The 22360-nt window shown below is 73.6% G+C and carries 19 protein-coding genes; 11 read left to right on the plus strand and 8 right to left on the minus strand.

The genetic code is table 11. From position 1 onward, the window contains the following. The first annotated feature begins 27 nt into the window (after positions 1-27). Entirely contained in the window at positions 28-1014 is a 987-nt protein-coding gene (locus tag ACZ42A_RS25065) for an endonuclease/exonuclease/phosphatase family protein (protein WP_468529482.1), read from the plus strand. 230 nt (positions 1015-1244) lie between these two features. Further along, positions 1245-1757 (plus strand): GNAT family N-acetyltransferase, encoded by a 513-nt coding sequence (locus tag ACZ42A_RS25070; protein ID WP_468529483.1) that lies wholly within the window; start codon positions 1245-1247, stop codon positions 1755-1757. A gap of 84 nt (positions 1758-1841) precedes the next feature. Here the strand turns inward: ACZ42A_RS25070 and ACZ42A_RS25075 are convergent, their stop codons facing one another. From ACZ42A_RS25075 to ACZ42A_RS25085, 3 genes are read right to left on the minus strand one after another with little or no spacing between them, the layout of a single operon-like run. After that, positions 1842-2891: an ACP S-malonyltransferase gene (locus tag ACZ42A_RS25075; RefSeq protein ID WP_468529484.1), complete on the minus strand. Its 1050-nt coding sequence runs from the start codon at positions 2889-2891 to the stop codon at positions 1842-1844. Continuing rightward, the gene (locus ACZ42A_RS25080) at positions 2888-4171 is read right to left on the minus strand and encodes a beta-ketoacyl-[acyl-carrier-protein] synthase family protein (RefSeq protein WP_468529485.1); all 1284 of its coding nucleotides are present in this window, start codon (positions 4169-4171) and stop codon (positions 2888-2890) included. The genes ACZ42A_RS25075 and ACZ42A_RS25080 overlap by 4 nt, the downstream gene beginning before the upstream one ends. Continuing rightward, positions 4168-4440, minus strand: coding sequence for an acyl carrier protein (locus ACZ42A_RS25085; RefSeq protein WP_468529486.1), 273 nt, complete (start codon positions 4438-4440; stop codon positions 4168-4170). The genes ACZ42A_RS25080 and ACZ42A_RS25085 overlap by 4 nt, the downstream gene beginning before the upstream one ends. A 307-nt stretch (positions 4441-4747) precedes the next feature. Here ACZ42A_RS25085 and ACZ42A_RS25090 point away from each other — a divergent pair, with 307 nt between their 5' ends. From ACZ42A_RS25090 to ACZ42A_RS25105, 4 genes are all read left to right on the plus strand, one after another. After that, positions 4748-7252 (plus strand): ATP-dependent Clp protease ATP-binding subunit, encoded by a 2505-nt coding sequence (locus ACZ42A_RS25090; RefSeq protein WP_468529487.1) that lies wholly within the window; start codon positions 4748-4750, stop codon positions 7250-7252. Between the two features lie 67 nt (positions 7253-7319). Beyond that, positions 7320-8321, plus strand: a complete 1002-nt coding sequence (locus ACZ42A_RS25095) for an NAD-dependent epimerase/dehydratase family protein (RefSeq protein WP_468529488.1) — start codon at positions 7320-7322, stop codon at positions 8319-8321. 18 nt (positions 8322-8339) lie between these two features. Then, a complete protein-coding gene (locus ACZ42A_RS25100) occupies positions 8340-9035 on the plus strand; it encodes a glycosyltransferase family 2 protein (RefSeq protein WP_468529489.1) in 696 nt (231 codons plus the stop codon). Positions 9036-9112: 77 nt separating this feature from the next. Then, positions 9113-9733, plus strand: a complete 621-nt coding sequence (locus tag ACZ42A_RS25105; RefSeq protein WP_468529617.1) for a TIGR04282 family arsenosugar biosynthesis glycosyltransferase — start codon at positions 9113-9115, stop codon at positions 9731-9733. Positions 9734-9792: 59 nt separating this feature from the next. On the opposite strand, the gene ACZ42A_RS25110 is transcribed toward ACZ42A_RS25105, so the two are convergent. Both ACZ42A_RS25110 and ACZ42A_RS25115 read right to left on the minus strand, forming a co-directional pair. Beyond that, the gene (locus ACZ42A_RS25110) at positions 9793-10260 is read right to left on the minus strand and encodes a hypothetical protein (protein ID WP_468529490.1); all 468 of its coding nucleotides are present in this window, start codon (positions 10258-10260) and stop codon (positions 9793-9795) included. Further along, on the minus strand, positions 10260-11528 hold the full coding sequence (locus ACZ42A_RS25115) for a molybdopterin-dependent oxidoreductase (protein ID WP_468529491.1): 1269 nt from the start codon (positions 11526-11528) through the stop codon (positions 10260-10262). The genes ACZ42A_RS25110 and ACZ42A_RS25115 overlap by 1 nt, the downstream gene beginning before the upstream one ends. A gap of 112 nt (positions 11529-11640) precedes the next feature. Between ACZ42A_RS25115 and ACZ42A_RS25120 the strand changes: the two genes are divergently transcribed. From ACZ42A_RS25120 to ACZ42A_RS25135, 4 genes are all read left to right on the plus strand, one after another. Continuing rightward, on the plus strand, positions 11641-13068 hold the full coding sequence (locus ACZ42A_RS25120; protein ID WP_468529492.1) for a hypothetical protein: 1428 nt from the start codon (positions 11641-11643) through the stop codon (positions 13066-13068). Positions 13069-13514: 446 nt separating this feature from the next. Beyond that, positions 13515-15758: an endonuclease gene (locus tag ACZ42A_RS25125; protein WP_468529493.1), complete on the plus strand. Its 2244-nt coding sequence runs from the start codon at positions 13515-13517 to the stop codon at positions 15756-15758. Positions 15759-15847: 89 nt separating this feature from the next. Then, on the plus strand, positions 15848-16345 hold the full coding sequence (locus ACZ42A_RS25130; RefSeq protein WP_468529494.1) for a MarR family transcriptional regulator: 498 nt from the start codon (positions 15848-15850) through the stop codon (positions 16343-16345). Positions 16346-16518: 173 nt separating this feature from the next. Next, positions 16519-17625 (plus strand): SagB/ThcOx family dehydrogenase, encoded by a 1107-nt coding sequence (locus ACZ42A_RS25135; RefSeq protein ID WP_468529495.1) that lies wholly within the window; start codon positions 16519-16521, stop codon positions 17623-17625. Positions 17626-17720: 95 nt separating this feature from the next. Here ACZ42A_RS25135 and ACZ42A_RS25140 read toward each other — a convergent pair whose 3' ends face one another. Beyond that, on the minus strand, positions 17721-18185 hold the full coding sequence (locus ACZ42A_RS25140) for a cyclic nucleotide-binding domain-containing protein (RefSeq protein ID WP_468529496.1): 465 nt from the start codon (positions 18183-18185) through the stop codon (positions 17721-17723). Between the two features lie 387 nt (positions 18186-18572). Between ACZ42A_RS25140 and ACZ42A_RS25145 the strand changes: the two genes are divergently transcribed. Then, positions 18573-19775 carry a globin domain-containing protein gene (locus tag ACZ42A_RS25145; RefSeq protein ID WP_468529497.1) on the plus strand — a complete coding sequence of 401 codons (1203 nt, stop codon included), beginning with the start codon at positions 18573-18575 and terminating at the stop codon, positions 19773-19775. Between the two features lie 20 nt (positions 19776-19795). On the opposite strand, the gene ACZ42A_RS25150 is transcribed toward ACZ42A_RS25145, so the two are convergent. Both ACZ42A_RS25150 and ACZ42A_RS25155 read right to left on the minus strand, forming a co-directional pair. Continuing rightward, the gene (locus tag ACZ42A_RS25150) at positions 19796-21517 is read right to left on the minus strand and encodes a sensor histidine kinase (RefSeq protein ID WP_468529498.1); all 1722 of its coding nucleotides are present in this window, start codon (positions 21515-21517) and stop codon (positions 19796-19798) included. Between the two features lie 82 nt (positions 21518-21599). Then, positions 21600-22304, minus strand: a complete 705-nt coding sequence (locus tag ACZ42A_RS25155) for a response regulator (RefSeq protein ID WP_468529499.1) — start codon at positions 22302-22304, stop codon at positions 21600-21602. Between the last annotated feature and the right edge of the window lie 56 nt (positions 22305-22360).

The raw sequence follows: 22360 nt of genomic DNA on the forward strand, positions 1-22360 counted from the left end.
GCGGTGGTGGAACGGGGGGAACGCACGGTGCGGTGGCGCTTTTCGGACGACGGCGGGAACGGGGACGCGCACGGCGGCCCGTCGGTGTGGGCGCGGGGGCGGCTCCTCGCCGCGCTCGCCGTACTCACGGCCGGCCTGCTGGTCTGGCACCGTGCGATACCCAACTCCGTCGGCCGTCTGGGCAGCCTGCTGGAGACGTTCCTGCCGTGGCTCGGTCCGGCGGTCGTCGTGTTGCTCTGTCTCGCGCTGCTGCGCCGCTCGCCCCTCGCGCTGGTGGCGCTGCTTCTCCCGGCGGCGGCCTGGACGTATCTCTTCGGCGGGCTGCTGCTGCCCCGGGCCGGGGCCGGTGGGGAAGACCTGCTCGTGGTGCAGCACAACGTCAGCGACGAGAACACCAATCCGGCGGGTACGGCCCGCGCGCTGGCCCGTGTCCGGCCCGACCTCATAGCGCTGGAGGAGCTGGTTCCGCCGGCGCTGGCGGTCTACGAAGAGATCCTGGCCCCGGACTACCCCTTCCACGCCGTCCGGGGCACCGTCGGGCTCTGGTCGAGGTATCCGCTGCGCGACGTCCGGCCGCTGGACATCAAACCCCGGGGGATCACGGAGCCGTGGAACCGCGCGCTGCGGGCCGTCGTCCGCGCGCCGCGGGGCGAGATCGCCGCGTACGTCGCCCATCTGCCGTCGGTCCGCGTCCGGGCGAGCGGCCTCGCGTCCGCCCGGCGGGACGAGAGTGCCCGGTTGCTGGGCGAGGCCGTCGCCGCCGAGAAGCTGCGGACGGTGGTGGTGCTCGGCGACCTCAACGGCACGGTCGACGACCGTGGACTGGCTCCGCTCACCTCGCGGATGAACGTGCCGCGACGGGGCTTCGCCTTCAGCTTCCCCGCGGCCTTTCCGCTGGCCCGGATCGACCAGGTCATGGCCCGCTCCGCGACGGTCGCCGACATCCGCGCCCTGCCCGCCACCGGCAGCGACCACCTGCCGGTCGCGGCCCGCGTGAAACCGCTTGGCGGCTGAGGCGCTGCTCTGTACGGTGGGACCGTTCGTGTCGATCGTGACCGGCACAAGCGACGAGCAGAGCAGGAAGGTGAGGTTGATGACCGCGCTCGAGGCCACCGCGTCCGGCGCCCGGGTCCCCCTCACGTCCCGGGTCGTGGCCTGATCTCGTCCTGTCCTTCCTCGCCGGGAGCGTGAGCTCGCGAGGGATCGTCACACGAACGCTTCTACGGAACGGATCCGTATCTGTCATGAGCAACACCTGGATCACGCGCGCCGAGACTCCCGGCGACCGCACCGCCGTCCGTGAGATCCTCCTCGCCGCCTTCCCCACCGCGGAAGAGGCCGACCTGGTCGACGCCCTGCGCGCCGACCCCGCCGCGTGGCTCGACGGGCTGTCCGTCGTCGCCGCGGACGAGCACGGCGAGGTCGTCGCCCTCGCGCTGCTGACGCGCTGTCACATCGGCGAGGTCCCGGCCCTGTGCCTGGCCCCGTGCGCCGTACGGCCCGAACGGCAGCGCACCGGTGCCGGCTCGGCGGCCATCCGCGCCGCCCTGCGGGCGGCCAGGGAGGCGGGCGAGCGGTACGTCGTCGTCCTCGGGCACCCGACGTACTACCCGAGGTTCGGCTTTACCCGCGCCTCCGCGTACGGCATCAAGCTGAGCATCGACGTCCCGGACGAGGCGCTCATGGCCCTCGCCCTCGACGCCGAGCATCCGCTGCCCGGCGGCACCGTCCGCTACGCCGCGGCCTTCGGCATCTGACCGAGCCCGCCGGGCGGGGACGCGACGGTGCCCCCGCCCGGCGCCTTCAGGAGCCTCGGTCCCACGAGTTGAAGAGCACTTCCGTCAGCTGCGCGCGCTCCTCAGGGAGGGCAGGCCGACGGGGCGGTGGACCGGGCCGCCGTCCAGGGCTCGGGTGAGCCGCTCGCGTACGCGGGTGACGTCGACGGGGGTGCGCAACGGTGCGGCGGTGCGGCAGCCGGGCAGGGTGGCCTTGGCCAGGGTGCTCAGCAGGGCGCGGGGCCCGCTGTCGATGAAGGTGGTGTAGCCGGCCCGGCGCATCGTGTGCAGGGTGCGGACGAAGGACAGGGGCGCGGTGAGGTGGGCGGCCGCGGCGCTGCGGAGCTGGGCCGGGCTGCGGGCGGGCCGGCCGGACGCCGCGGTGTAGACGGTGAGGGCGGGCGGGTGCAGCCGCTGTGTCCGCAGCAGGCGGCGGTAGGCGCGGTGCACGTCGGTGAGCAGCGGATGGTGGAAGGCCGTACGGCTGGTGAGCGGGGTGGCGCGATGGCCGCGGTCGCGGGCGGCCTGCCGGGCGAGGGCGAGGTCGCCGTCGGGTCCGGAGAGGACCGTCTGGGCGGGGGCGTTGTGGGCGGCGATCCGTACCTGTCGCAGGCCGCAGGCGTCGAGCAGGCCGGCCGTCTGGTCGGTGGTCATGTCGGTGGCCAGCAGGCCCGCCGAGGGCAGCCCGGCGTCGCGCAGCATCCGGTCGCGGACGTGCAGCAGCCAGGCGCCCTGCCGCACGGTGATGGCCCCGGCGACGGTGAGTGCCGCCAGGTCGCCGATGCTGTGCCCGAGGACGGCGTCGACGGGGGTGTGCAGGGACCTGAGCAGGACAGCGGCCGAGGCGACGACGGCGGCGTAGGTGGCCAGGTCGAAGGCGAGCGGATGCCGGGCCACCAGGTCGTCGGGGCCCGGCGCGCTCTCGTCGGTGAGGAGCGTGCTCACCGGTGGTGCGGGGCCGTCGGGGCAGAGGGTGTCGACGGTGTCCAGGACGGTCCGTACGGCGGGGATATCCCGCAGGTGGCGGAGGGCGCCCGGGAGGTAGGCGCCCTGTCCCGGGCACATCAGCACGGTGCCCGGTGAACCGCCGGCGGAGGCGGGCTCGGCGCGGGTCATGAGGCGGTGGTGAAGGCCAGCGCCACATTGTGGCCGCCGAACCCCATGCTGGTGCTGACCGCCGCCAGGGGCCCGGCGGGCAGCGGGCGGGGATCGGGGCCCGCGACGTCGAGTGCGATCGCCGGGTCCAGGCGGTCGAGGGTGGACACGGGCGGTGCGACGCGCTCGCGCAGGGCGAGCACGGTGAGGACGGCCTCGATGGCTCCCGCGGCGCCCAGGGTGTGTCCCAGGGCGGCCTTGGGCGCGCTGACCACGATGTCGCGCAGCGCCTCCCCGAACGCGCTGCGCAGCGCCTGGGCCTCGCAGAGATCTCCGACCGGCGTCGACGTGGCGTGGGCGTTGACGTGCCGGATCTGCTCGGCGGCCAGCCCCGCGTCGTGCAGGGCGGCCGTGACCGCGGCGGCGCAGCCGGTGCCGCCGGGCGCGGGCTGGGCGATGTGGTGGCTGTCGTTGGTGATGGCGGCGCCGGTCAGGTGGCCGTGGACGCGGGCGCCGCGGGCCGCTGCGTGCGCCGGGCTCTCCAGGACGAGCATGCCCGCGCCCTCGCCCATGACGAATCCGTCCCGGTCGGCGTCGAAGGGGCGGGAGGCCCGCTTGGGGTCGTCGTGACGCCGGGACAGGGCCTGGAGACGGGCGAAGCCGGCGAGGGCGACGGGGACGAGGGCGGCCTCGGCGCCTCCCGCGACGACGATGTCGGCCTGTCCGTCACGGATGAGGGAGAGAGCCTGGGCGAGGGCCTCGGCGCCCGAGGCGCAGGCGCTGACCGGGGCGTGCACCCGGGCCTTGGCGCCGACCATCAGCCCCACTTCGGCGGCGGCCTGGTTGGGCAGCATCATCGGGATCGCCCGTGGGCTGACCCGGCCGACGCCGCCCGACTCCAGTCGGCGGTGCTGTTCGAGGATGCTGCCGAGTCCGCCGAGGCCCACCCCCACGATCACGGCCACGCGGGTGCCGGCCTCGGAGAGCGCCGTCGCGAGTCCCGCGTCGCGCAGCGCCTCCCGGGCGGCCACGAGGGCGAGTTGTGCGGCACGGTCGCAGTGCGAGGCCTTCGCGGTGGACAGCACCGTCCGGGGATCGACCGCCGCCGGCGCCGCGAGATGCACCTGCGCGGGTCCGGAGGGCCCCCCGAAGTCGAGGCAGTCGATGCCGCACTCCCCGGCCAGCAGGGCCGTCCACGTGGAGGGCACGTCACCGCCCAGGGGCGTGGTCGCCCCCAGACCGGTGACAGCCGCCACGGCGGTCCCGTCGGCCGGATCGAGCGGGTGGTGCCGCGGGCTCATGCGAGGTCCCCGGCAGGGGCGGGCAGGACGGTCGCCAGATGGGCGACGATCTGACGCACCGTGGCGAGCTGCTCGGCCTCCTCCGTGGGCACCTCGATCTGCCAGTGGTCCTCGATGGCCGCGACCAGTTCCAGCCTGGCCAGCGAGTCGACGCCCAGGTCGTCCTTCAGCGAGCTGTCGAGCCGGACGTCCTCGGCGGACAGGTCCTCGACCGTGGCGGCCAGCAGCTCACGGAGGGCGTCGAACAGCTGTCCTTCGTCGGTGGTCATCGCGGGGTCCCTTCCTCGTCGGTACGGCAGCGGCACGGCCGGGCTGCCGGATGCTGCCGACAGCCTTTCCGAGCGTCCGGACGGGCAAGCCGTGCGTGCGGTGGCCGATGAAGCATCCGGTGCACCCGAGGAGCGCCTCACCGGCGGGCCTGGCTTCCGTACGCGTTCAAGCGCCCCGCTCGGCGTTCAGGGTGGGGGGCGGTGAGCGCGTAAGAGCAGCCGTCACCCTTACGCCACACAGGACGGGCCGGTCGACGCCCTGTCCTCCAGGCTGGGCAGGGTCACCGCTGATCCACGGAGAGCTCACATGTCGATGGCGTTCGGTTCGCCCTTTGGTTCGTCCGATCCGTTCAGCGATCTCCTGAACCGGTTCTTCGGAATGTCGCCGGCGTCGTCTCCCCCGGCCGTGCAGCGGGTGCCGATCGGGCGGCTGCTGACCGAGTCGTCGCACGAACTCCTCGGCCTGGCCGCCCGGAAGGCGGCCGAGGACGGCACGTCCGACCTCGACACCGAGCATCTGCTCTGGGCGGCCACGCAGGTCGACCCGGCCCGCAGGCTGCTGGCCGAGGGCGGCGTCGACCCCGAGGCACTCGCGGCCCGGATCGCCAAGGTGCTCCCCACGGAGTCGGGCGAGCCGGCCGCGGAACCCGGTCTCACCCCGGCGGCGAAGCGCACGCTCGCGGCGGCCTACGCCACCTCGCGGGCGGCCGGGGTCTCCTACATCGGACCCGAGCACATCCTCGGCGCGCTCCTCGGCGACCCCGACTCCGGCGCCGGTCGTCTGCTGCGCGCCGAAGACCTGGATGTACGGCAGTTGCGCGGCCTCACGGACCAGGCGGCCCGCCCGGAGGGCAGGTCCCCCGCCGTGCGGGAGCCGGCCACGACCCTCGACGAGTTCGGCAGGGACCTGACCGAGGAGGCGAGGGCGGGCCGGCTCGACCCGGTGGTCGGGCGGGCCGAGGAGATCGAGCAGACCATCGAGATCCTGTCGCGGCGCACCAAGAACAACCCCGTGCTCATCGGCGAACCCGGCGTCGGGAAGACCGCCATCGTCGAGGGGCTGGCCCAGCGCATCGTGGCGGGCGAGGTGCCCGACGTCCTGAAGGGCAAGCGGGTGGTCTCGCTGGACCTGTCCGGCATGGTGGCCGGCGCGCAGTACCGCGGGCAGTTCGAGGAACGGCTGAAGAAGGTCATCGAGGACGTCAGGGAGGCCGGCGGGGGCATCGTCCTCTTCATCGACGAACTGCACACGGTGGTGGGCGCCGGCGCGGCCGGCGAGGGCTCGATGGACGCGGGCAACATGCTCAAGCCCGCCCTCGCCCGCGGGGAGCTGCATGTGGTCGGCGCGACGACGATCGACGAGTACCGCAGGTACATCGAGAAGGACGCCGCGCTCGAACGCCGCTTCCAGCCCGTGCTGGTCCCCGAGCCGACGGTCGAGGAGACGGTGCAGATCCTCGAGGGGCTGCGGGACGCGTACGAGGCACACCATCAGGTGCGCTTCGCCGACGGGGCGCTGACGGCCGCGGCGGAACTGTCGGACCGCTACATCAGCGACCGGTTCCTGCCCGACAAGGCCATCGACCTCATGGACCAGGCCGGCGCCCGGGTACGGCTGCGCGGCGCGGCCCGGTCCACCGAGGTGGTCGGTCTCGAGGACCGGCTGGCGAAGCTGCGGCGCGAGAAGGACCAGGCGGTCACGAACGAGGAGTTCGAGCGGGCGTCGGAGCTGAAGCAGCAGATCGCCGAGGTGGAGGAGGAGCTGGCGGGCATCGAGGAGCGGCGGGAGGGGGTCGTCTCGGTCACGGCCTCCGACATCGCCGACATCGTCTCGCGGCGCACGGGCATCCCGGTCTCCCAGCTCACCGCCAGCGAGAGGGAACGGCTGCTGAGGCTGGAGGAGGAGATGCACGCCAGGATCGTCGGCCAGGACGAGGCGGTCACCGCGGTCTCGCAGGCGGTACGCCGCAGCCGCGCGGGCATGGGCGACCCGGACCGCCCCGTCGGTTCCTTCCTCTTCCTCGGGCCCACGGGCGTGGGCAAGACGGAACTCGCCAAGACGCTCGCCGAGCTGCTGTTCGGGGACGAGAGCCGCATGATCCGGTTCGACATGAGCGAGTTCCAGGAGAAGCACACGGTGGCCCGGCTGGTCGGCGCGCCTCCCGGCTACGTCGGCTACGAGGAGGCCGGCCAGCTCACCGAGCAGGTCCGGCGCCGGCCGTACAGCGTGGTGCTGTTCGACGAGGTGGAGAAGGCGCACCCGGACGTCTTCAACACGCTGCTCCAGATCCTCGACGACGGCCGGCTCACCGACGCACAGGGCCGCACGGTCGACTTCCGCCACTGCGTCGTCATCATGACGTCCAACATCGGTGCCCATCGCATCCTCGCCCACCAGGGCGACGCGGCCGGGCTGAAGGACGAGCTGATGGAGGATCTGCGCGGGCGGTTCCTGCCGGAGTTCCTCAACCGGATCGACGACATCATCGTCTTCCACCGTCTCAGCGAGCGGGATCTCACCCGGATCGTCGAACATCTCCTGGACCAGAGCAGGCACCGCGTCCATGCCCAGGGCATGGAGCTGGAGGTCACCGAGGCGGCCAGGAAGCTGCTGGTCGCCCACGGTTACCAGCCGGAGTTCGGGGCCCGTCCGCTGCGTCGCACCATCCAGGCGGAACTCGACAACCGCGTCGCCTCCCTGCTCCTCGGCGGCGAGGCGGACCCCGGGGACACGATCGTCGCCGACGTACGGGAGGACTCGCTGCACTGCTCGGTGCGCCACGGGGCCGTCGCCGAGCAGGCGCCGGCGTAGGGACGAGGCCCGGTTCCCGGCGGTCGGCGTGTGTGGCGCGGTGTCGGCGCGGGCCCGGCGGGGCCGTATGCGGGTACTGGTCACCGGCGGTGCCGGGTTCATCGGGTCCCATGTGGTCGAGGTGCTCGCGGCGCGCGGGCACGAGCCGGTCGTGTTCGACGTCCGGGAGGATCCCGGCGCCGATGTGCGGGACGCGGCGGCCGTCGGCCGGGCGCTGTCGGGTGTGGACGCCGTGTGCCACCAGGCGGCGATGGTCGGGCTCGGCGACGGGGTCGCCGACGCGGCGGAGTACGTCTCGCGCAACGACCTGGGCACCGCCGTGCTGCTCGCCGCCATGGCGGAGGCGGGAGTCACGCGCCTCGTGCTGGCCGGGTCGATGGTCGTCTACGGGGAGGGGCGGTACGAGTGCCCGCGGCACGGGGTCGTACGGCCCGGGCCGCGGGCCGTCGCCGATCTCGACGCGGGCCGGTTCGAGCCCACCTGCCCGGTGTGCGGGAACGACCTCTCCCCCGGCCTCGTCGGCGAGGACGCCCCGGCCGATCCCCGGAACGTGTACGCGACGACCAAGCTCGCCCAGGAGCACCTGGCCGCCGCCTGGGCCCGCTGCACCGGCGGATCGGCGGTGTCGCTGCGCTACCACAACGTGTACGGGCCCGGAATGCCGCGCGACACCCCGTACGCCGGTGTCGCCTCCTTGTTCCGATCAGCGCTCGCCCGGGGCGCGGCACCGCGCGTGTTCGAGGACGGGCGGCAGCGGAGGGACTTCGTGCACGTCCGGGACGTGGCGGCGGCCAACGCGCTGGCGTTGGAGGCGGAGGCCGCGCGGGGTGTGCTCACGCCGTACAACACCGGCAGCGGTGAGCCGCACACCGTCGGCGAGATGGCGCGGGCGCTGGCCGCCGCGTACGGCGGGCCCGAGCCCGTCGTCACCGGCGAGTACCGGCTGGGGGACGTCCGGCACATCACCGCGGACTCGTCGCGCCTGCGGGCCGAGCTGGGGTGGAGGCCTGGGGTCGGATTCGCGGACGGCATGGCGGAGTTCGCGCGGGCCGGCATGCGGGGCGTGTGAGGCCGCGGTGGTGAGCCCGTGACGACGACACCTTCGGACGTCGATGTGGTGCTGCCCTGCCTGAACGAGGCCGAGGCCCTTCCCTGGGTGCTCGAACGGATTCCGCCGGGCTGGCGCGCGCTCGTCGTCGACAACGGTTCCACCGACGGCTCGGCCCGGGTCGCCCGCGCACGCGGCGCGACCGTCGTGCACGAGCCGCGCCGGGGCTTCGGCGCCGCCTGCCACGCCGGGCTGACCGCCGCCACCGCCGACGTGGTGTGCTTCTGCGACTGCGACGGCTCCCTCGATCCGTCGCTGCTCGTGCCCTTCGTACGCGAAGTACGCGGCGGCGAGGCCGACCTGGTGCTCGGCCGACGGCGTCCGCAGGGCCGGGGCGCGTGGCCCGCGCACGCCCGCGTCGGCAACCTCGCGCTGGCGCGGATGCTGCGCCGCCGCACCGGGCTGCGCCTGCACGACCTCGGTCCCTTGCGCGCCGCCCGCCGCGAGCCGTTGCTCGCCCTCGGCCTCACCGACCGGCGCAGCGGCTATCCGCTCCAGATGGTCGTCCGCGCGGCCGACGCCGGCTGGCGGATCGCCGAACACGACGTGCCGTACCTGCCGCGTACCGGGGCGTCGAAGGTGACGGGCACCTGGCGCGGCACCTGGCAGGCCGTACGGGACATGAGCCGCGTGTTGAGCGAGCCACCCGCGCACGGAGGAGGAACCGTCCGTTGAGTCCGTCAAGTGCGTCAAGCTCGTCGAGTACGCCGAGTGCGCCGAGTGCGTCGCGTGCGTCGACCACGCTCCTCGTCATCGCCAAGGAGCCGCTGCCGGGCCGGGTCAAGACCCGGCTCACCCCGCCGTTCACGCCCGTGCAGGCGGCGGAGCTGGCCGAGGCGGCTCTCGCGGACACCCTGCACGCCGTGGCGGCCACGCCCGCCTCCCGGCGCGTCCTCGTCCTCGACGGCACCTCCGGCCCGTGGCTGCCGCCCGGCTTCGACGTCGTACCGCAGTGCGCGGGCGGGCTGGACGAGCGGCTTGCGGACGCCTTCGCCGGCTGCGCCGGCCCGGCCCTGCTCATCGGTATGGACACCCCGCAGGTGACGCCGGAGCTGCTCACCGTGGACTTCGCCGGCTACGACGCCTGCTTCGGCCCCGCCGAGGACGGCGGCTTCTGGGCCCTCGGCCTGGCGCGCCCGGATCCCGCCCTGCTGCGGGGCGTGCCCATGTCGACGCCCGTGACGGGAACGGTCCAGCGGGACCGGCTCGTCACCGCCGGTCTGCGGGTGCGCGACCTGCCGTGCCTGCGCGACGTCGACACCGCCGCCGACGCCCACGCCGTCGCCGCCCTGGCCCCGCACAGCCGCTTCGCGGCACGGCTGGCCCGGTTCACGGCGGTCACGGGAGCCGACTCACCCGGGTCACCGAGCTGAACTCCCCGCCGGTCTCCGCACCGGACGCCCGACGGCCCGGACCGCCCTGGTGGACGTCGTCAGCGGACGGCCGGCGGACGGCGCTTCGCCGCCCTGCGCGGCCGCGCCAGCCGCAGCGCCAGCAGCAGCGCGGAGCCGCCGAACAGGACGGCGGTGATCAGCAGCCAGCGGGCGAGGAACACGTCCGGCGGCAGCCCGGTGCCGGACCGGTAGCGCCGCTCGACGTTCCCGCTGATCAGCGGGAACCAGACGAGAAGGAGTAGCCCGGACAGGGCCGCCGGTACGCGCGCGTACGGCACCCAGTCCCGGCGCCGGACCGCGCCGAGACCTCGTACGACCGCCCGGTCCGCGACCGTGTACACGGGCAGCAGGACGAGGTCGTGCAGCAGTGCGGCGCCCACGAACCACAGCGCCACGCCGAACCAGTCGTCGGCGAGAAGGCGCACGCCCGCGTAGGCGGCGAGAGTGAACGAAGCAGTGAGCAGCAGGAGTTGGAAGGGGCCGCCGATCCGGATCCGCGGACGCATCACAGGTCTCCGAACGTCAGCCGGGCCACCCACTTGGTGTTCAGCACACCGGGCGCCGCGGGCACGATGATCCGTGCCGGGTGGCCGTGGTCGGGGGACAACTCCTCGCCGTTGACGTACAAGGCGAGCAGGGAACGCGGGTCGGCCACCTGGTTGGCGCGCAGGGCGGCGCTGCGGAAGGCGCCGCGCCGCTGGAGGGACTCGACGAACACGTCCGGCGGGTCGTCGTACCCGACGAGGGCCGCGAGGTCGCGCAGCCGCACCCCGCGCCACCACAGGTCCGACGTCGACCAGCCCTCCACGCAGGCGATGGGCAACGCCGAACTGGTCAGGGGCAGTCCGGCGAGCTGGGCCCGGCTGAGGCGGACGGTTCCCGTGCGCCCCGTCACGACGAGCCGCCACGCGTCCTCCCCCGTCTGCGCCGCGTCGATCCCGGCGTACGCGGCGGTCTTGTTGATCTGGAAGCCGTTCGGGCCGCTGCCGGGGTCCCCGCCGCCGTGCGGTGCGAGGAGGGCGGTGCGCCGCAGCGGACCGTCGGTGTTCTGCCCCACCGTCGTCGCGAAGAGCAGCAGCGAGCCGCCCCCGACGAACCACAGGGCGCCCCGCCGGGAGAAGGTCGGCTCGGCGGGGCGCGGGGACACCAGGTCGTTCTTCTCCTCGTCGTCCTCCCGCCGGTGCCGCAGACTGCGCAGCACCGTGGGCGCCTTCAGCAGCGCGTGGGCGACGAACGCGGCGAAGAACACCCACGCTCCGTAGAAGTGCAGCGGATAGAAGGAGCCGGGGAAGACGTAGTCGAGCTGGATGTTGAGCACACCGGTCACGAACTCGAACAGCCCGCCCCCTACCAGCAGCACCAGCGAGATCCGCTCCAGGGCGTGCGCGAGCGAGCGGGCCGGCGGCAGCGCGAACAGCCTCGGCACCACGGACCACAGCTTGGCGAGCAGGACGGGGATGAGGGTGATGCCGAGGGTGACGTGGACGCCCTGGTTGAGCCGGTACAGCCAGTGCGGGTTCGTCGGCCAGGCGAAGAGGTAGAAGCCGAGGACTCCCTTGTCCGGGGTCATGTCGTTCACCGGCGACAGGTCCGGGTTGTAGGCGGCGTACGAGACCAGGCCCGTCACGAACAGCACGGTGATGCCGACGAGCAGGACCAGGCCCAGCACCGAGGTGAACCAGGGGCCGCGCAGAGGGCTGCGCCAGAAGGCGGGCGAGAAGGGAAGCCGTGAGTCGGCTCGCGGGGAGAGCCGTGGGGCGTCGGGATCGCGCATGCCCCGACGGTAGGCCGCGACCACCCCGCGAAAGGGTGCACCACCCAGGACGAAACGCTGACAACGAGCCCGGACGGCGGTCTCGCCCGGCCGCGCGCCCTAGCGTTCCGGTGTGATCCGCACCCCGCCCTCCGCCGGGCCCCGCGCCGCGCACCCCGGCGAGCGTCGTGGCCTCCGCCGTGACCTGTACGCCGCCGGGGCCGCCGCACTGCTCGTGACGGTGGCCGCGCTGGTCGGCCGCCACATCGAGGAGACCAGTCGGACCCTGTTCGTCGGCTGGCCCCCGCTGCTGGCGTCATGGGACCCTCACGTGGGCCCCGGCACTCCGGCGGCCGTCCTGGTGGCGATCGCCACGGTGGCGTACGGCCCCACCCTCGCGGCCCGTCTCCCCTGGCGGGCCTTGCTGCTCCTGGCGTGGGGCACGGCCCTGGCGTGGATCTTCTCCCTGGCCCTGGTCGACGGCTGGCAACGGGGCATCGCCGGCCGGCTCACCACTCCCCACGAGTACCTCCGGGTCATCGACCGCTTCCACGACATCCCGGCAGCCCTGCGGAACTTCACCCGGCACATCCTCATCGACTCCCCCGACAACTGGCCCGCCCACATCGCCGGCCATCCGCCCGCGGCCCCGCTCGCCTTCGTCCTGCTCGACCGGATCGGGCTGCGGGGCGGGGGCTGGGCCGGGATGTGGTGCGTCACCGTCGGGGCGACGGTCTGCGTGGCCGTGCTGGTCACGATCCGCGCCCTGGCCGACGAGGCACTCGCGCGCAGGGCGGCGCCGTTCCTCGTCCTGGCCCCGGCCGCGGTGTGGATGGGCACCTCGGCCGACGCGTACTTCGCGGCGGTGGCGGCATGGGCGGTGGCGCTGGTCGCACTGGCGGTCACCGGACGGTCCCTCTGGTGGGCGGGAGCGTCCGGGCTGCTGTTCGGCCTGACCTGCTACCTGTCGTACGGCCTCACGCTCGTCGCCCTGATCGCGGCCGCGGTCCTGGCGCTCGGCCGCCACGGGATCCGGGAGCGCCCGGTGCTGCTGGTGCCGCTGCTCGCCGGACTGGCCGTGGCCCCGACGGCGTTCACGCTCGCCGGGTTCGACTGGTGGGAGGCGTACCACCTGCTCGTCACGCGCTACCACCAGGGTGTGGGCGGCATCCGGCCCTACGGCTACTGGGTGTGGGCCAACCTGGCCTGCACGGTGCTCAGCACCGGCCTGGCGACGGCGGCGGGGCTGCGGCGGGCAGGTGCGGTGCTCGTCCGCCACCGCTCCGACGCGCTCACCCGTCCCGGCGGCCCCGGTGCCGACGCCCGTCTGGCGCTCCTCCTGTCCGCCGCCCTCCTCGCCCTGCTGGTCGCCGACCTGTCCGGCATGAGCAAGGCGGAGACGGAACGCATCTGGCTTCCCTTCACGACATGGCTGCTCGCGTCCTGCGCGTTCCTCACCCGATCCCAGCCTCTCGGCCCCACCCGAGCCCTCCGCACCTGGCTCACCGCTCAGGCGCTGCTCGCGCTTGTCCTCAACCATCTGCTGCTCACCGGGTGGTGAGCGCTCCCGAGGGGGGGAGCTACCCGTACTTGCGGATCGCCTCCTGCAACGTCCCGTCGGGCGTAAGGGAGTTGCTCCAGGTCGCCGTAGCGCAGGGGCCGGTCCTGGCAGACGGCGGCGAGTTCGGTGCGCAGCCGGTGCTCGATCTCCGGGTTCCGGGTGATCTCCACGACGGCAATGCGACCCGCAGTGATCACTGCGTCACAGCTGCGGCTTTGCCCGTCGGCCCTTTTGCGTGCATATCCCACATCTGGAAGCATCGGTAACAGGAAAACCTGTACGAAAAGCAGCGCGCCGTACAAACGTGTACGAAAGCACCGCGCCGTACATGGTCCGCGCGCATCCGCGGCAGAGCCCGACGCCTTCACCGGACGCCGTCCCGCCTGTCCCCGGAAGAACCGTGCCCCCACACCACCGCCACGATCGAGCAGGCCAGGAGGCGGATCATGGCCACGGCGGAACTCGCTACCGAACGAGAGTCGGCCTATCTGACGCAACTGACGATGGCCGCGGCACGCTACACCAAGCGAACCGAGGAACGGGAGAGAAACCAGTCCGTTCTCGAGACGCGGGGCGTGCTGTACGCGGACACTCCCGAGCGGGTCGAGAAGCGGCTGGCCCGTCTCGGCGCCGACTGGGCCATGGCGCGGGCGATCGAGCACACGCCGACGGAACCCGCCAGCAGCGCGGGGAGCACGCTCCCGCTGCCCCCGGAGGCCTTCACCAGTGAGGTGCTGGGGCTGGAGCGCCTCATCGGGCGGAACAACCTCACCCCCGTCGCGTTCCTGGAGAAGGGGGTCCAGGCCTCCCACTCGATCGGCCGGATCACCATCAGCGGGCCGGGCGGCGGCCACGGCACCGGCTTCATGGTGTCCCCCTCCCTGCTGCTCACCAACAACCACGTGCTGCGCGGCGCGCCGGAGGCGAGCCGCAGCAAGGTGGCGTTCGCGTTCCAGGACGGCGCCGACGGCAGCCCGCTCGTACCGGCGGTGTTCCAGCTGGAGCCGCACCGGTTCTTCGTCACCGACCGGGCGCTGGACTACAGCCTCGTCGCGGTCGCCCCGCGCGGTACGCAGGGCGAGGCGCTGTCGTCGTTCGGCCTGCTGCCCCTGAGCGAGGCGCTGGGGAAGGTCGTCATCGGGGAGTTCGTCAACATCATCCAGCACCCTCGGGGCGAGCCCAAGCAGATCGCGCTGCGCGACAACCAGGTCGTCGACGTGCTGGAGCGGTTCCTGCACTACGAGTCCGACACCCGTGAGGGTTCGTCGGGTTCTCCCGTCTTCAACGACCAGTGGGAGGTCATCGCGCTGCACCACTCGGCCGTGCCGAAGACCGACGACCAGGGCCGGCCGGTGAGCGTCGACGGCGGGGTGTGGCGGCCGGAGATGGGCGAGCAGCAACTGGCGTGGCGGGCCAACGAAGGCGTGCGGATCAGCCGCGTACTGCAGTCCCTGCACGCGGTGACCCTGACCGGTGAGGCGGCCCGGCTGCGGGACGAGGTGTTCACCACCGGGCTCGCACTCTCCCCCATGGAGAGCGCCCCGGCGCCGTCCTCCGCCCCCGCGCCCACCCTCCCCGGGATCGACGGCGCACAGGCCCGGGAACAGGCTCCGGCACAGGTACAGCCACAGGCGCAGGCACAGGCGGTCGACGGCACTGCCCGGCTCACCCTCCCGCTGCGCATCACCGTCGGCTTCGACACGCCCTCGTCGTCGCCGGTCACCCTCTTCGCCCCGCTGCCCGCGGTGGCGCCGGCACCCCCGCCGACGCCGACACCGGTGACGGTCCCGCAGCCGTCCCCCACCGGGCGGACGGACATCGTGTCAGCGGTCGGGAAGGACGTCGAGGCCGCCCTCGTCAACCACCGGCTGGCCCAGGAACGCCCCTACTACGACCGGACCGCCGACGCCGCCGCACGCGACGCGTACTACGCGGACATCCGCACCGGCGACGCGGACGCGCTGCGCCGCGCGCTGACCACGCTGCTGACGGAAACGCACACTCCGCAGCCCAGGTACAAGCCGATGCGGCTGGTCTATCCATGGGTGGACCTGCACAAGGACGGCAAGCTGCGCAGCATCTACTCGGGCAAGACCTTCACCGCCGAGGAGCTCATCCAGGCCGACGCGGCCGTGGCGGAGGCCCGGCTGGCCCGGGTCCAGGAACTCCTGTTCCAGGAGAGCACGGCGGGACCGGCCGAGTTCGAGGCGGAGTTCGACGCGCTGGAGGCGTCGATGCCGTTCAACTGCGAGCACGTGGTGCCGCAGTCGTGGTTCGCCAAGAAGGAGCCGATGCGGGGCGACCTGCACCACCTCTTCGCCTGCGAGGTGGCCTGCAACAGCTACCGGGGCAACTTCCCGTACTTCGACTTCCCCAACTTCGACGAAGTGGTCCGCGAGTCCTGCGGTATGCGCGAGAAGGTGGGGTTCGAGCCGGAGGAGGGCAAGGGCGCGGTCGCCCGCGCCACCCTGTACTTCCTGCTCCGCTACCCGGGCCAGGTCGGCGATGTCGAGCGCGAGTTCCCCGAGGACCGGCTGCCCGTCCTGCTGCAGTGGCACGAGAGCGAGGCGGTCACCGACTACGAGCTGCACCGCAACGCGGCCATCGCGGAGATCCAGGGCAACCGCAATCCGCTGATAGACCACCCCGAGTGGGCCCGCGAGATCGACTTCTCGGGCGTCTGGCCCTGAGGGCCGCGTCGGGTCAACGTCCTTGACCTCAACCTTGGTTGACCTTCTACGGTGCCGTCGTAGAGATCGATCACCAGGAGGGTACGGACATGACCGCGGCCCAGGCCCAGAGCCAGACCCAGGACTTCTCCGACGCCGAACTCGCCGCGCAGCCGGCCGCCTACTGGACCGGAGTGGCCTACGAGGCGCTCATCGCGTTCACTCGGGCCCGGCAGGCGGAGCTGGGATTCACCCAGCCCCAGTACTGGCTGTTGCGGAACCTGTCGGAGAACGACCTCTCCCCCGACGGCCACGGCATGACACTCCCGGAACTGCGGCAGGCCATGAGCTCCTACCTCAGACCCGAGGACGATCTGGCCGCCGAAGCGGAGGTCCTGCTGGAGCGCGGCCGGCTCACCCGCGACGGCGACGGGCGGCTGTGGATCACCGAGGCGGGCGAGGCCGCCAGGGCCGAGTTGAAGAAGCACGCCCCGGCCATCCGTGACCGCATCCACGAGGGGATCGACGACGCGGACTACATCACCGCGCTGAGGGTGCTTCAGCGGATGATCCGCAACACGAGCGGCGCGCAGAACCACTCCCAGTGAACGTCAGGGGCGTACGCCGGACTGTTCCCGTGGGCGTTCGACACCGGTGTGCTCGGTCGGGTGGTTTCGGGGGGTGAGCGGCGCCGGCCGCGGTCGGGTCGAGTCTCCTGGTGCGGCGGACGCCCCTCGCGGGGGTCCGCGTCCCCCGTCGCCCGGCCTTGGAGGGGTGTGTCATGCGTCTACGGCGGTCGCGCGGGCTGACCTGCTACTGGCGCCGGGGCCTGCTGATCGCGCATCCCTATCCGCACGGCACGCCCACGGCACTGCGACCGGTCGCGGTGGAAGTCCTGGACGTGTTCGAGGAGTTCACCGATGTCGCCGACGCCGTCAAGGCTCTCGGGCATCTCCGGCCGGAGGAGGTGGAGGAGACGGTGCGCGCTCTGCGGTCGGCCGGACTGCTGCTGGACGAGGACAGCGAGGAGGCGCAGCGGGACGAGCACATCGCACGCCGGTGGGGTCCGTGGGCGCCCGAGGCGCCGTTCTTCCACTACGGCACCCAGCAGCCGGAGGGCGCCGAGGGCGGCCCCCGGGGAGCCACCGGGCACCTGTCGGCGTTCCGCCCGCAGCCTCCGCTCTTCACCTGCTATCCGGACGCCGACCGGCTGATGCTGCCCCGCGGGCGCGCCGAACTCGACGCCCCGTACGGACGGGTGCTGTACGCCCGGCGCACCCACCGTGACTTCTCGGGCCGGCCGGTGGCCCTGGAGGTGCTGGCCGCCCTGCTCGCCACCGTCTTCGGCCCGACGGACTTCGTCGACTGCGGCCGCAGCGCCCTGTACCGGCGTACCAGTCCGCAGGGCGGCGCCCGGCAGGAACTTGACGTCTACGTCGGCGCGATGAACGTCACCGGTGTCGATCCCGGCATGTACCACTACAACGCGCGCGAGCACTCCCTGGAGCTCCTCTCCCCCGGCCTCACCGGCGAGGAGACCGCACGCCTGTGCGCCGGGCAGGAGTGGACGGGCGGCGCCGCCTTCCTCGTCGCCCTGGTCGCCCGGCTCGACCGGATGCAGGCCGGGTACGGCTCGGCGCGCTGCTATCGCGTCTGCCTGCTCGACGCGGGCCATCTGGGGCAGACCTTCGCCCTCACCGCGACCGCCCTCGGCCTGGGCCCCGCCCAGACCGGCACGTTCACGGACGCGCTGCTGGCAGCTCGGCTCGGCCTGGACAACGCCGCTCACACGCCGCTCTACGTCCTGCTCGCCGGCCACCCCAGCCGCCATCCCCTGCACGCCCCGCCGCCCGCGACCCTGCGGGCCTTCCGTCACACCGCGCTCTGATCCGGCGTCAGCGGCGACACGTTGTTCTCCCGGCGTGTGCTGCGGACTCTGCGCACCCCACGACACGCCTCCGCCCACGGGCCGCGCCAGGGAGTTCAGCCGGGGATCCCGCTGCCGTAGGGGGCGTACAGGTCGAGCAGGCGGGAGCGGGCCGCGTGCAGGCGGTGGGCGAGGACCTGGCCGGCCCAGTGCGCGACCGACTCGCCGAGCCGGGGGTCGTCGCGGCACAGCTCCCGGACGGGACCGGCGTCGAACTCCCAGGCGCGCACCGGTGTCACCGCCTCGGCGCCCAGGTGCCACACGTGCGGCGGGAACAGCCAGGACCAGCCGACGAGATCGCCGAAGCCCAGGGTCTCGATGACGGCCGGGCGCCGGCCGGGCACCCGCACGTCGAGGGCGACCGTTCCGGTGCGGACGATCCAGAAGCGGTCGGCCCGCCCGCCCTCGTCGAAGAGCCGGCTGCCCTGCGGGACGGCCACCTCGCGGGCGAGGCTCATGAGCGTGCCCCGGTGTTCGGCGGGCAGGGACCGGGTGATGCGGGGCGTGGTCGTGGTGGTCATGACTGCACCTCCTCGTGCGGCGGTCGCGGCGTGGCGGGTTCGCCGCTGTACGGCACCTGGCCCCAGGTTCAGGCACGGGGTGTCCGGCGGCTTGGGCCGAGAGGCCCGGTGCGGGGTGCCGATGGGCCTCGTACGAGCCGGCCGGTGGGCGGGACCCGGCGAGCCGGTGGGCGGGACCCGGCGGGCCTCTCCGTCCCGGGCCGCGGGGCCGGTCGGCCCTCGGTCATGGGGCCGAAGGTCCCTGTTGTGTGGGCCGCTGGTCCCCGGTTGCCGGCCGGGGACCCGTAACCGCCGGGAAGGGACGGATCCGGTTGCTATACAGAGGCGGCCGGCCGCTCGTCGCGGCGGCCGTCCCCCTGTCCTCTCCATCCCGTCCCGGGAGGCTTCATGCTGTCCGCAGAGTCCGCCGCCGTCATACGCGCCACCCTGCCCGCCGTCGCCGGCGCGCTCGACGCGATCACCGAGCGCTTCTACGACACGATGTTCCGCGACCGCCCGGAGCTGCTGGACGGCATGTTCAACCGCGGCAACCAGGCCGTCGGCACCCAGCGCCGGGCGCTGGCCGGGGCTGTGGCGGGCTTCGCGAGCGTGCTGGTCGCGGATCCCGGGGCCCGTCCCGACGCGCTGCTGGACCGGATCGCCCACAAGCACACCGCCGTCGGCGTCACCGAGGACCAGTACACGGTCGTCCACAAGTATCTGTTCGGCGCGATCGCGGAGGTGCTGGGCGACGCGGTGACGCCGGAGGTGGCGGCGGCCTGGGACGAGGTGTACTGGCTGCTGGCCGGTGCGCTGATCGCCCGGGAGGCCCGGCTCTATCAGGCCGCGGGCGTGGCGCCGGGCGACATCTGGCGGCCGTGGACCGTCGTCGAACGCCGCGAGGAGACCTCCGACGTGGTCTCCTTCCTGCTGCGGCCCGCCGACGGCGGGCCCGCACCGGCGGCCCGGGCCGGGCAGTACGTGAGCGTGCGGATGACGATGCCGGACGGGGTGCGCCAGCTGCGCCAGTACAGCCTGTCCTGCGACCCGGGCGGCCAGCTGCGGCGCATCACCGTCAAGCGGGTCGCGGGCGGCGACGGCGCCCCCGAGGGCGAGCTGTCGAACCTCCTGCACCGGACCGTCCGGGTGGGCGACGAACTCACCCTCTCCGTGCCCGTCGGCGATGTCGTCCTCGACGAGGCCGACACCCCGCTCGTCCTCGTCTCGGCGGGCATCGGCTGCACTCCCCTGGTCGGGATGCTCGCCCGGCTCGCCGCGACCGGCTCCGAGCGCCCCGTCCTCGTCCTGCACGCCGACCGCTCCCCCGACGACCACGCCCTGCGCGCGGAGACCCGGGAGCTGACCGACCGTCTGCCCCGGGCACAGGCCGTCTTCTGGTACGAACGTCCCGGCGCCGCGGAGCCCGGCGCCCGCGTCGGCCGGATGGACCTCTCCGAGGTGACGGTTCCCGCCGACGCCACCGTGTACCTGTGCGGCCCGCTGCCGTTCATGCGCGCCGTCCGGTCCGCGCTGCTGGAGCAGGGCGTTCCCCCGCGGCGCGTCCGCTACGAGGTCTTCGGCCCGGACCTGTGGCAGGCGGAGGCCGTCTGACGGGAACGTTGAACCGGCCGCTACTCGGCCACCGGCACCCGCCACACCAGCCTCGTGCCGCCGGACGGCGGTGTCGTCCAGGTCAGGTCGCCGCCCAGGTGCGCGGCGCGTTCCGCCATGTTGCGCAGGCCGCTGCGGCGGCCCTCGGGCGGGATGCCGACGCCGTCGTCGGTGACCTCCAGGAGCAGTTCGCGCCCGTCGGTGGCCAGGACCACGTCGGCGCGGGAGGCCCGGGCGTGGCGGGCGATGTTGGTCAGGGCCTCGGAGAGGACGGCGATCGCGTGGTCGGCGGTCTCCTTGGGCACGCGGGTGTCGAGGAGGCCGTCCATCCGAAGGGCGGGCGCGAAGCCCAGGACGGGTGCGGCCTCGCCCGCCACCCGGACCGCGCGGGCCCGCAGACCGGTGCCGGCGCCGGTCTCGCGGGAGCGCAGGCCGAAGATCGTGGAGCGGATGATCTTGATGGTCTCGTCCAGGTCGTCCACCGCGCGCGTCACCCGCTCGGCGGCCTCCGGGTGCTCGATGAAACGGCCCGCGCTCTGGAGGGTCATCCCGGTGGCGAACAGCCGCTGGATCGCCAGGTCGTGCAGGTCCCGTGCGATCCGGTCCCGGTCCTGGAGCACCGCGATCCGCTCGGCGTCCCGGCGCCGCTCGGCCAGCTCCATGGCGACCGCGGCCTGCCCGGCGAACGACTGCAGCGGCTCGGTCTGCCGCTCGGTGAAGACCGTCTGGCCGGCCTCCCTGACCAGCAGTACGACCCCGCGTACGCCGTCGCCGCTGCCGATGGGCACCGCGACCGCCGGACCGAGCCCGGCGAACCGCGGCGGGCCGGACGAGACCCGGTGGTCCCGGGCGATGTCCGGGCTGGTGAGGGTGGCGGCCTCGGCGAAGGACCGGCCGATCAGGCTGGCCCGCACGGGCAGCACCAGGCCCTGGTGGACGTCCGCCTCCCGTCCGAGGGCGAGTTCCACCGTGAGGGAGTCGGTGCCGTCCATGGGCACCGCGACCACCGCGAGGGCCGCCCCGGTGATCTCCCGGGTCCGCTCGGCGATCAGCCGCAGCACCTCGCCGCGGTCGCTGCCGGAGATGATGCTGTGGGTGATCTCCGCGCTCGCCCGCAGCCAGCGTTCCCGCAGCCGGGACTCCTCGTACAGGCGGGCGTTGTCGATGGCCACGCCGGCCGCCACGGCCAGGGTGGACAGCACCGACTCGTCCTCCTCGTCGAACTGCGCCCCGCCCCGTTTCTCGGTCAGATACAGATTGCCGAAGACCTGGTCGCGCACCCGGATGGGGACGCCGAGGAAAGTGTGCATCGGCGGGTGGTGGGGCGGCAGGCCGTAGGAGGCGGGGTGCTCGGAGATCCTGGCCAGCCGCAGCGGCCGGGGGTGCCGGATCAGCTCGCCGAGGATGCCGTGCCCCTCGGGGAAGTCGCCGATCTCGGTGATCTGCTCGTCGGTGACGCCGACCGTGTGGAAGTCCGACAGCCGCCTGCCGTCAGGGCCGATCACGCCGAGGGCCGCGTACCGGGCGTCCACCAGCACGGCCGCGGCCTGCACGATGCTGCGCAGCACCTGTTCCAGGTCCAGCTCGCTGCCGACCGAGAGCACCGCTTCCAGCAGGTTGTGCACGCGGTCGCGGGTGCCGCGGACCGCGTCCAGCCGTGCCTGGACCTCCTCCAGCAGCTCGTCGAGCCGAAGCTGGGGAAGCCTGATCCGCGCCTCCCCGGGCTCCGCGGGGCCTGCCACCCGAGTTCCTCCCGGCCTTCACCGCGCGTCCGCCGGCCGGACGCGTCCGCTGCCACCGTAACCGGGGCCGGACGGGCAGGCCTCACAGGCCGCCGCGGCCCTCCTGCCGGAGCCGGTCCTGGGCCTGGGTGGCGATGACGGCGGCCTGGACGCGCCGTTCGACGCCCAGTTTGGCGAGGAGGCGGGAGATGTGGTTCTTGACCGTCTTCTCGGCGAGGTAGAGCCGTCGGCCGATCTGCCGGTTGGTCAGCCCTTCCCCGATCAGGGCGAGGATCTCGCGCTCGCGCCCGGTCAGCGCGGGAAGGGCGTCGGGCTCGTCGGGCGGCTGCTCGGTGGTGCCCCGCAGCCGGGCCATCACGCGGGTGGTGGCGCTGGGGTCGAGCAGGGATTGGCCGCGGGCGACCGTGCGGACCGCCGTGACCAGGTCGGAGCCCTGGATCTGCTTCAGGACGTATCCGGACGCGCCCGCCATGATCGAGTCCAGCAGGGCCTCCTCGTCGTCGAAGGAGGTCAGCATCAGGCATGCCAGGTCGGGCATCCGGGAGCGCAGTTCCCGGCAGACGGTGACACCGTCGCCGTCGGGAAGGCGGACGTCGAGGATCGCCACCCGCGGGCGCAGGGCCGGTACCCGCACCAGCGCCTGCTCGGCGGTGGCGGCCTCGCCGACGACGGCGATGTCCGGCTCGTCGTCCAGCAGGTCGCGCACCCCGCGCCGTACGACCTCGTGGTCGTCCAGCAGGAAGACCCGGGTCGGTCCGTCCGGGCCGGGCCGCTCGCCGTCCGCCATCGCTCGCTCCTCGTCCTCGCCCCGGTCCTGGCCCTGGCCCTGGCCCTGGCCCTGCG

Source organism: Streptomyces sp. NPDC030838, from assembly GCF_055572035.1.